The 10,219-nt window shown below is 59.0% G+C and carries 8 protein-coding genes and 1 pseudogene; 2 read left to right on the forward strand and 7 right to left on the reverse strand.

The features are described from left to right. Positions 1-93: 93 nt before the first annotated feature. Positions 94-1,899, reverse strand: a complete 1,806-nt coding sequence (lepA, locus tag ACWI8T_RS06120; RefSeq protein WP_123219428.1) for a translation elongation factor 4 — start codon at positions 1,897-1,899, stop codon at positions 94-96. Positions 1,900-2,003: 104 nt separating this feature from the next. Then, positions 2,004-2,501, reverse strand: coding sequence for a 30S ribosomal protein S20 (rpsT, locus tag ACWI8T_RS06125; protein ID WP_114614968.1), 498 nt, complete (start codon positions 2,499-2,501; stop codon positions 2,004-2,006). A gap of 334 nt (positions 2,502-2,835) precedes the next feature. Here rpsT and yihA point away from each other — a divergent pair, with 334 nt between their 5' ends. Further along, positions 2,836-3,450, forward strand: a complete 615-nt coding sequence (yihA, locus tag ACWI8T_RS06130; protein ID WP_123219427.1) for a ribosome biogenesis GTP-binding protein YihA/YsxC — start codon at positions 2,836-2,838, stop codon at positions 3,448-3,450. Positions 3,451-3,722: 272 nt separating this feature from the next. Here the strand turns inward: yihA and holA are convergent, their stop codons facing one another. The 3 genes from holA to ACWI8T_RS06145 all read right to left on the reverse strand — a co-directional run bounded on the left by holA (position 3,723) and on the right by ACWI8T_RS06145 (position 7,714). After that, positions 3,723-4,691 (reverse strand): DNA polymerase III subunit delta, encoded by a 969-nt coding sequence (gene holA / locus ACWI8T_RS06135; protein ID WP_123219325.1) that lies wholly within the window; start codon positions 4,689-4,691, stop codon positions 3,723-3,725. A gap of 39 nt (positions 4,692-4,730) precedes the next feature. Then, the gene (locus ACWI8T_RS06140; RefSeq protein ID WP_449138310.1) at positions 4,731-6,908 is read right to left on the reverse strand and encodes a DNA internalization-related competence protein ComEC/Rec2; all 2,178 of its coding nucleotides are present in this window, start codon (positions 6,906-6,908) and stop codon (positions 4,731-4,733) included. Between the two features lie 140 nt (positions 6,909-7,048). Beyond that, entirely contained in the window at positions 7,049-7,714 is a 666-nt protein-coding gene (locus ACWI8T_RS06145) for a helix-hairpin-helix domain-containing protein (RefSeq protein WP_302854082.1), read from the reverse strand. 327 nt (positions 7,715-8,041) lie between these two features. Here ACWI8T_RS06145 and ACWI8T_RS06150 point away from each other — a divergent pair, with 327 nt between their 5' ends. Beyond that, complete coding sequence (locus tag ACWI8T_RS06150) at positions 8,042-8,740, forward strand: putative ABC transporter permease (RefSeq protein ID WP_449138311.1); 699 nt, start codon at positions 8,042-8,044, stop codon at positions 8,738-8,740. Positions 8,741-8,897: 157 nt separating this feature from the next. Here ACWI8T_RS06150 and ACWI8T_RS06155 read toward each other — a convergent pair whose 3' ends face one another. Further along, positions 8,898-9,572 (reverse strand): TetR/AcrR family transcriptional regulator, encoded by a 675-nt coding sequence (locus ACWI8T_RS06155; protein WP_181861853.1) that lies wholly within the window; start codon positions 9,570-9,572, stop codon positions 8,898-8,900. Continuing rightward, a pseudogene (locus tag ACWI8T_RS06160) lies at positions 9,565-10,219 on the reverse strand (acyl-CoA dehydratase activase); the annotation flags it as partial. The pseudogene ACWI8T_RS06160 and the gene ACWI8T_RS06155, both read right to left, overlap by 8 nt.

The raw sequence follows: 10,219 nt of genomic DNA on the forward strand, positions 1-10,219 counted from the left end.
CTGCGCACATGAGCCTTATGGCCATGCACGCAGCTTGAACGGCAAGGGGCGGCTCAAAGCGCCACGCAGCGTTAGGGTTGACGCGTGGCAGAGCTATTCGTCAACCTTCAAAATCGCCATGAAGGCTTCCTGCGGCACTTCGACGTTGCCAATCGCCTTCATGCGCTTCTTGCCAGCCTTCTGCTTCTCGAGCAGTTTACGCTTACGCGAGATGTCGCCGCCGTAGCACTTCGCCAAAACGTCCTTGCGCTTCGCGCGTACCGTTTGACGAGCAAGCACGCGGCCGCCGACGGCCGCCTGGATAGGCACCTCGAACATCTGCTGCGGAATGATGTCTTTCAACTTTTCGCACAGCACGCGCCCGCGGTCGTACGCCTTGTCTTTGTGTACGATGAACGACAGGGCATCGATCGGCTTGCCGGAAAGCAGAATGTCGAGTTTCTGCAAAGAGCCCGGCTTATATTCGTCGAACTCGTAGTCGAGGCTTGCGTAGCCCTTCGTGCGACTCTTCAGCTGATCGAAATAGTCGAGAATGAGCTCACTCGAGGGAATCTCCCAAATCTGCTCCACCGTCGTGGGCGAAATGTAGTTCATGGTCTTGAACGTGCCGCGGTGCGCCACGGTAAGCTCCATGACCGCGCCCACGTAATCGGGCGGAATCATGATCGTCGCACGCAGATACGGCTCTTCGATGTGGTCGATTTCCGAAGGGTCGGGCATATCTTGCGGCGAATGCACGCTCACCATTTCTTTGTTGGTCTTGTACACGTGGTATTCAACGCTCGGAGCGGTGGCGATAAGGTCAAGGCCGAATTCTCGCTCCAGGCGCTCCTTGATGACCTCCATATGCAGAAGACCCAAGAATCCCACGCGGAAGCCAAAGCCCAGCGCATGGCTGTTCTCCATCTCCCATTCAAGGGCGGGGTCGTTCAGCGACAGCTTCTCGAGGGCCTCTTTGAGCGCCTCGAACTGGTCGCTTTCGATGGGGAACAAGCCCGTGTATACCATGGGTTTCGCCTCGCGATAGCCCGGCAAGGGTTCGGTCACGCCGCCGACCCTCGAGGTGATGGTATCGCCCACGCGAACCTGGGATACGTCTTTCAGGCCCGTGACCAGGTACCCGACTTCGCCCACCGAAAGGTTTGGAAGCGCAACCTCTTTTGGATGGCGCGCACCAACTTCTTCCACAAGAATCTCGGTGCCGGCGTTCACAAGGCGCACCTCGTCGCCCTTCTTGATGGAGCCGTCGACCACGCGAACCAGCGCGACCACACCGCGATACGGATCGAAATACGAGTCGAAAATAAGCGCGCGCAGCGGGCCTTCGGCATTGCCTTCGGGCGACGGAATAAGGTGCACCACGGCCTCGAGCAGGTCTTTCACGCCGACGCCCGTTTTGCCGCTCGCCAAAATCGCGTCATCGGCAACGATTGCCAGGCCATCTTCAATCTCGCCCTTCACGCGCTCGGGCTCGGCTGAGGGAAGGTCGATTTTGTTGATGAGTGGAATAATCTCGAGGTCGGCGTTCATGGCCATCATGGCATTGGCGACCGTTTGAGCCTCAACGCCCTGCGTGGCGTCAACCACGAGCACCGCGCCTTCGCACGCCGCAAGGCTTCGGCTCACTTCATAGGTGAAGTCGACGTGGCCCGGGGTGTCAATAAGGTTGAACTGGTACTCCTGGCCATCGTCGGCGGTATAGGCGACGCGCACAGCCTGGCTCTTGATGGTAATACCACGCTCGCGCTCGATATCCATGGTATCGAGCAGCTGCTCTTCCATGTCGCGCTGGGATACCGTGCCGGTAAGCTCGAGAATGCGGTCGGAAAGCGTCGACTTGCCATGGTCGATATGGGCGATGATGCTGAAATTGCGAATGAACTTGGGATCGGTGCTCATATAGTTGCAGCGCTCCTGGTCTCTATAGCGGAAAGGGCCCACTTCCGCGGGCCCTTTTCAGTAACGTAACGCCGCGCTGTGGCCCGGCGTTGATTGTCGAGGATTTACTCCTCGGTGGCCTCGGCAGCCTCGGCGGCAGCGGCTTCAGCCTCGGCCTTGGCCTTGGCGTCGTGAGCCTTCTTCTCGGCCTTCAGGGTAGCCTCGCGGCGCTTTGCCTTCTCGGCGTCGGCAGCCTTGTAAGCTTCCTTCTTGGCAGCCTTAGCGGCGGCCTTCTTGGTGCCACCCTTGGGGGCAGCAACCTTCTTCTCGCGCTTCGGCGCAGCAGCGATGTCTTCCGCGGTCACCACGGTGTTGGCGAGAGCCATGACGCCAGACTTGCGGTTGGAAGCCTGGTTCTTGTGGATGATGCCCTTGGAAGCAGCCTTGTCGAGCAGACGGCAAGCATGCTGAGCCTTGGTGTAAGCCTCAACGCCGTTGCCGGCAGCGACAGCCTCGCGGACCGCGCGAACGGCGGTCTTCAGCTCGCTTTTGACAGCCTGGTTGCGCTTGCGAGCCTTCTCGGCGGTGATGATGCGCTTCTTCTGAGATTTGATGTTAGCCACTGTTTCCTCCGGTTAATTAGAAATGGTCCCGTACCAGCGAATCGATGCACCTTCAGCACTCAGTTGCTTCGACGTGCGGATTTGCCGCTTCGCTACCCTTTGCATGGCAACCCGCGCCGGTTTCACGTGTGCTGGAAACCTGTAAGCGGCGCTTCGACCGGTGGACTGCGGCCTGGCCCATGCAACAAGGCAATGTGAAACTATAAGCGCTCGTCAAGCCCACGTCAAAGAATTTATGCCGAATGTGGGCGAAAAAGCGCAACCGTGCGAAAAACGCGGCTTCATACGGTAGTATGGGCAGCGTTACCAACAAGGAGATCGCATGTCTAAAACGATGAACTACCACAACGTGAAATTCACCGCAGCCTATGGCACTTCTAAGCAGCTGCCCCCTTCAACGCGCGCCGAAGTTTCTTTCGTCGGCCGCTCAAACGTTGGCAAGTCGTCGCTTATGAACAAACTGTTCAATCGCAAAAAGCTTGCGAAGGTTTCAGCCACGCCGGGCAAAACGTCGACTATCAATTTCTTCGAGGCCGAATGGGCCGACTTCGTCGATTTGCCGGGCTATGGCTTCGCGCAAGTTTCGAAGTCAGAAAAAGCCCGATGGCGCGAAATGATCGAAGGCTATTACAACCAAGACCGCGAATTTTGCTGCGTGGTCTCGCTCATCGATATTCGCCACCCCGCAACTGCGCTCGACGTGAATATGATCGAGTTCTTGATTGCCGCAGAGCTGCCGTTCATGATTGTATGCACGAAAGCCGACAAACTTTCGAAGAACAAGTGTGCGCAGTCAATTGCCGCGCTGCGCCGCCAGCTGGGCTTCTCGCGCGATGAGGTGGAAATCATCCCCATCTCTTCGGCCAACGGCTCAGGCATTGACGATTTGAAAGCGGCCCTCGAACGCCGCATCAAAGCCTACAACAACGACGAAAGCAGCGAGGAATAGACCTTCGCCGAACCGCATGCCGACGCACCTGTTGAATATGTTAAATGCTCGTAGCGTTTAACAGGCGTCTAGAAGAGGAGCTTGCAGCACGACGAGACCCTATGTGAAAGCGAAGCCCTTCGACCGGCAAGCGCGGCAATCAGGCTGTTAAACGCTACGAGCATTCAACACGGTTGACGGGCGCCACAATCCACCTGCTAAACGCTGCGAGCATTTAGCAGGTATCCAAGGCCACAGAGCGAGACGGCCCCTTGATTTCACACGATGCCGGCCTACTTCTTCGCGCAGGTCGAAATGGCCCAATCGAAGAACACGCCCTCGGCATCGGCGCCGCTTTTCATCGCGCGTTCGCAATCACGGGCACTCGAAAGGGCTGCGCGAAGCTCCGCAGCAGACCATAAACGCGCTGCAGCCGCCACCTTCTTCGCTTTCCAATCGGGCATCTTCAGCTGCTTCGCCAAAGGCCCAGGGCCGCTTTGCCCGCGAGCCGCAAGCGCATGGCACGTGAGCATTTCGCGCAACGAGCTCACGCAAAAGCCGATAAGCGCATACGCCGAGGTATCGCCGAGCTTCGCGCGCACGCGTACGCATTCGGCAACATTTCGCTGCGTGAATGGCGTGGTGAAATCCCATGGCTTCGCCTGCGAAGTGCGCGTGACAAGCGCCGACACCTCTTCGGGCGCAACGGGCTGAGCGCCCGCGTGAGCGAGCGCGATTTTCTTCAACTCGGCATCGAGATGTACCGTGTCTTCGCCCACAAGCTCGACCAAAAGCTTCGCGGCCGAATCGGTCATGGCGATGCCATGCGATGTCGCCATGGCGCGCACCTGGGACGGCAATTCGTATGCCTTGCGCGGCGCGCAATCGATGACCGCCTTAGGGCCAACCGCCGCCGCAGCCTTATAGAGGCGCGTGTTTTTCGCAAGCTTATTCGCGAGCAGCGCCAGCACCGTGAAATCGGCTGGCGATGCGAGATACGCGACGAGCGCTTCAGAATCGGCTTTCTTCAAATCGTCGGCATTTCGCACGATAACGAGGCGTTTGTCGATGCCGAAGGGCATGGTGTTGCACGCAGCCACGATATCGCCGCCCAATGCATCTTTGCCGTCGAACGTATCGCAGTTGAAATCGAGGTCGCCCATCGCTTCAAGGCGCGAACGCAAGCGCTTAAGCACGGTTTCGCGCTTAAGCTGGTCTTCGCCGTTAATCAAATACGCCGGCAGCAAGTTCACTTCGGCCATAGCCTTCTGACTCCTCGATCTTCCATCTTTTCCGACTGCTTATTCTAAGGCAACCCCGCTCGCATACTGAGACCGCACCTCAATTCCCTCTCGGGAAAACACGCAGGCGATATCGCCCAGCTCATCGGTTCGAAAGACGCGCGTCCCAGCAGTCTCAAGAGCGTCAATCGTCGCTTGAGCTGGATGCCCGTAACGATTATTCGCTCCGCAGCTCACAAGGGCGATGTTTGCCGAAAGCCCCTGGGCGAGCTTTGGCGTCATTCCAGCCTTGCTGCCATGGTGGCCCGCCTTCAGCACATTCACGGCCACCGCCTCCGAAGAGCCCGTGCCGCCGCTTTGGACCATTTTCTCAATCTGTTCGGCCTCAGCATCGCCCGTGAGCAGTGCGGTAAGCGGCCCCGCCTCGCTTTCGTAGCTCACAAGCAAACACAGGCTGTCGGCATTGCCACCCGCATCCGAAAAAGCCCGGGGCCACACTACGCGGCATGTAAACCTTCCCACGCGTAGCTCATCACCCACGTCAAGCCCCACAGCCTGGCGCCCCGAAATGTTGCGCGCTTGCGCGAGCAAATCGGCGCAACCATCGCATGGACACGCATACGTTTCTCGCGCGACGTACACGCACGACCCGACAATGGTGGACGCAAGAGAGTCAAGCGAAGCGCAGTGGTCGTCGTCGTGGTGGCTAATCGCGACACCTGAAAGATGCGGCGTATGCGTTCGAGCGAGCGCCGCCGCGAGCATCGCATCCTGATTGCCCGTGTCAACCAAAAGCGAAGCCCCTTCGCTTTTCACCAGAATCGCATCGCCCTGCCCCACATTGAGCGCGACGATTTCGTCGGGCTCGAGCAATGGAGCCACCCCAACGCACGCCACCACCACAAGCGCCGTAGCGGCCGCAACCCCCACTGCACGCGCTCGCGTTGGACGGGGCCATATGGCCCACAGGCCCACAAACGCCAATGCGGAAAGGGTGACAACAACCCACATGTCGGCCGAACATGGAAGAGACGCGAAGGGAACGCGCGCAAGCGCCGCCAAGAAGGCGGACAACGCCTGGGCCAAGGCGATGATCGCCGCAAGAATCGCCTTTCCCGCCGGCGCATACAAAGCGGTAAGCCCCAGCCCGACAAGACCACCTGCAATGAAAACCGTGAACAGGGGCGCCGCAATCATATTCGCCAAAGGCGACATGAGCGGCACGCGTGAAAACACGCATGCCGTAACGGGCGCGATGGGGATATTCGCCGCCGTCGTAAGCGCGCACGTCTGGCACAGCGTTTCTGCCCGCCGCCCAAATGCAACTTCAAACCACGCCTGCATGAGGGGCGCAAGCACCACGATTCCCAAAGTCGATGCAGCTGAAAGGAAAAATGACAACGACAGCGCATTCGCTGGATGCGCAGCAAGCAAAACGCATACGCATACCCCGAGCGCCGCAAGCGACGACGAACGGCGAGCGCCCCAAATCGCGCTCACCACCACAGCCGCCATGAGCGCCGCGCGAATGACAGGCGCCGAGAATCCCGTGAACGCCGCATAGGCGCAATAGAACAGGCACAACGCAATCGAAAGCGCCACGCGCGGCATGCGTGCTCGTGCAAGCAAGGCGCCCGCAAGCGCCGCAACCACCGAAAGATGTGCTCCCGAGACGGCGACCATATGTGCCAAGCCTACCGTTTTCACATCGTCGTACAGGCCGTCCTCTTCGAGCTTGCTTCTATCGCCTATCACAATCGCCCTCACGAGCGCCGCCCCGCGCCCTTCAAACTCGTCAAACACGTCGCGGGCGAAACAGCGCGCCGATACAACAAACGAGATAGGGCCCACGCCGTCGACAATCGTGGCCTGCGTTAATTTCGCACGCGCGCAAAGCCCCTTTGAGGCATATCGAGAAAACGATGCTTCGGAAAATTCCGAAAACGATACGCTCGCCACAACTCGTTGCCGGGCGAACAGGCGCGCGTCGCCTTCTATATCGGCGTCGCCATATGTCGCCAGCACGTCGCGGGCAACGCCGTTCGCATCAAGCACGCGCGCATGCATGGAATAGCCGTACGAACCGAGTTTGGCGTCTTCCACCACCTCAAGCACATATTCCCCCGACTCAAGGCCCCGTGGCACATCACGCGTTACATAGCCGCCCGCAATCGCAAGCGCCTGCCACGCCGCAAGCGACACCCAAGCGATAACCGCAACAACAAGCGAAACGGGCAAAGATGGGCGCCGCGGAAATCGAGGAGTCGCTCGATCGGTTGGGCCTTCCACCAAGCCCTCCCCGAGCAAGGCGGCATTGGCGGTATTGCTTGCTCGCCCAACGCGCCCCAAGGCCTTCACGCCATGCAACATAGCCCGTTTCATACGCAAATTGAATCTTTGAGCTTTGCGAACTTCTTCTCGCCGATGCCATCGACGCGCATAAGGTCTTCGATCGTTGAAAACGGACCGTTTTGCTCGCGATCGGAAATAATCGCCTGGGCCGTCGCGGAACCCACGCCGGAAAGCGTTTCGAGCGCCGATGCATCGGCCGTATTGATGTTCACGAGCGATGACGCCGCCGCCGCTCCGCCCGCGGACCCCTGCGCCAAAGCCGTTTCAACCTCGGCCTTCGTGGGCAGGGCGATATGCTCGCCGTCAGAAAGCACCCGCGCCAGATTTACCGTTGAAGCGTCGGCATCTTCGGTAAGCCCGCCCGCCGCCTCAACAGCATCACACACGCGCAAACCCTCATCCAACGAATACACTCCAGGGTTTGCCACCGCGCCCGTCACGTACACATACACCTGGGCCTTTACTTCAACCGCTTCAGGCTCGGACGAGCTTGGCGCGACGGCTTCGTCGGCATGCACTTCAAACGCTGGAGCACGCATGCTGGAAAACGCCGCCCATCCAACCCCCGCAACAACAAGAACCACGAGCGCCACGGCGCCGATTTTCGCTGGAGCGCTTGGCATGAGGCGATTGATCGCACGACGCACGCTGCCACCGCCCCGACCGCCCGAAAAAGGTATTTCGCTGCGCATAGCTGCCCCTTATGACGAAGAAGAACCATGCAAACAAGCATGGCATGCAAACCTTGGCGGTTCCTTGCCCAACTGCCGCCCGATTCCCGCCGTTTTCCTCCCACTTCCCTGCGCGAAGCACGTGAAGCCCCTGTGCATTTCCGCGCGAAACCGCGGCATTTTCCGCGCAAACCCCCGCAGTTTCCCCTCAAAGCCCATGCCGTTCTCCCGCTTCCGAGCGTTGATTCGCACCGCAACGCCCCGCGAACACGCGCTTGAGCAAGTAGCAATTCGGCAACGGAGCCAACATTTTCCGCTCACCAGAGAAACGCGCGGGATAATAAGCCAATGCAATTATCGACAACGGCCATACCAGCACACGAAAAAGGGGCGCGCGAGCCCCTTACTTTGTATTACCTCGTATTCGTTTTTACAGTGTGCAGCATCTTGGGGCTCATCCTCGAAACCATCGTGAGCTATTTCGTCGATGGCCGTTGGGAAAGCCGCGTCGGCTTCATTTGGGGGCCGTTCTCGCCAATTTACGGCGTAGGCGGCGTGCTCATCACGCTTGCGCTGCACCGCTTCGAGAACGCCTCGCCGCTTGGCATCTATGCGGTGTCGGCCGCATTCGGCGCGGCGTTCGAATATTTCGCCGCGTGGTTTTGGGAAAGCGCTTTCGGCATTGTGGCCTGGAGCTATATCGACCAACCCTTCAATATAGGCGGAAAGACATGCCTGGGAATCGCGCTCGTATGGGGACTTGCGGGCCTTGCGTGGGTAAAGCTCGCCGCCCCCGTGCTGAAAGAAGCCTCGAAAGCGGTACCGCGCGCCTGGCGCGAACCCCTTGCCTGGGCGCTGCTTATTTTCTTTCTCGCCGATGCTGCCACAACTATGCTCGCCCTCGACTGTTGGATGTATCGCCTGAACGGCCTTGAGCCCGAAAGCGCCCTCCAGCAATTCTTCGCGCAGCATTACGGCGATGACGCCATGCAAGCGAAGTTCGAGACTATGTCAATATATCCGCAGCTCGCGACCCTTCGTGGCTAAACGCCCCTGATTCATGTCGAAATGCGCGAACGAAAACGGTTGAAGCGCCCACAAGATGCATCGACGGCCGCCCGTAAATCTATGCCTGCCCGCAAGACCCATCGAACCCGCCCGCAGAACCCATCACGACGCCTACCCGCGCAATTCATCGGTGCCTTTATCCACGTTGGGTAGCACGCTCCGATTTCGGCCCGCGCCCGCCCGCAACGCACCCCTCCATGCTCAACGCCGCCAGAAGTCTATCGAGCACAACGCCTTGCTCCATTCCCTGCAATGCGCACATATCTCCAAGCGTTCGCCGGGCATTCCATCTCTGAAACTCCAGCGCCTCTTCCGATGGGAAGCCGTCTTCACTTTGCGCCAACGAGGAGTACAGCCCCAAAATGCCATGCACGTTGTAGCGAATAAGCATCTCGACCTGAGGGCTCAGCGCCTCGCCATTGGGGCAGAGCACGGCGCGCCAAATATTCCTGAATATGTCGAACACCACGTTCATTACATGCTCGCCGCCACCCTGGCGCACAAGCAACACGGTGCGTTCGATATGCCTTTGCATGCTATCGAGCGGCATGCGATCGATTTCGCCCGTTGTCATAAGCAGCACTTCATGCACGATGGAATGCCGTTCGAGCAGCTCGCTTTCTATCGCCCTGTCGACAAGGGCGTCGACGCTTTTGAAGTGGTAATAGAACGTGCCGCGGTTCACTTCGGCCGTCTGAGCGACGGTTCGAACGGAAACGCAACGCAGCGGCGTAGATTCGAGCACATGCCAAAACGCATCGAGAATGCGTCGTTCCGCGCATAGTTCGGTGTCTTTTTTCGGCCTAGCCACGACATACCTCCTTCGGGCAGTCGCCATGCGCCGCCTGGCCAGCGCGAGCGCTCATCACAAGCATTTGCAGCCTGTTCTCGATATTGGCGAAGCTCACATCGGGGTCGTAATCGAGCGGCAAAATATTCGCATGCGGATAGCGTTCCTTGAGCTGCTTGACGATGCCGCGCCCCACGACGTGGTTGGGCAGGCAGCCAAACGGCTGCAAGATGACGAAAGAATTGCAGCCATGCTGCGCCTGATGCAAAATCTCGGCGGCGATGAGCACGCCTTCCCCGGCGTCGAAGGTGTGATGGATGATTGGGTCGCTTGCCTGCACGAGATCGCCCATGCGGCATGGCGACTCATAGAGTGGGTGCGCTTTGCCAATGCGGTCGCACACATCATGCGCATGCTCGAAAAGCGCGTTTGCCACGCGATTGAAGGCAACGTTCGCAGCAGGCCTGGTCACATGGAATTCACGAGACTGGGCATCTTGGTAGAAATACGTTTTGCGAATCACGTCGGTCATGCGCGCCTCGATAATCTCGAAGCCGTTCCGTTCAAGATACGCCTCAATGTCGCGATTAGCGCCAGGGTGGAAGTTGAGCAGGTATTCGCCCACGATGAGCACCGTCGGGCGCGGGTTGCTTCGGTCGTACTCCACG

This window comes from Slackia sp., from assembly GCF_977041755.1.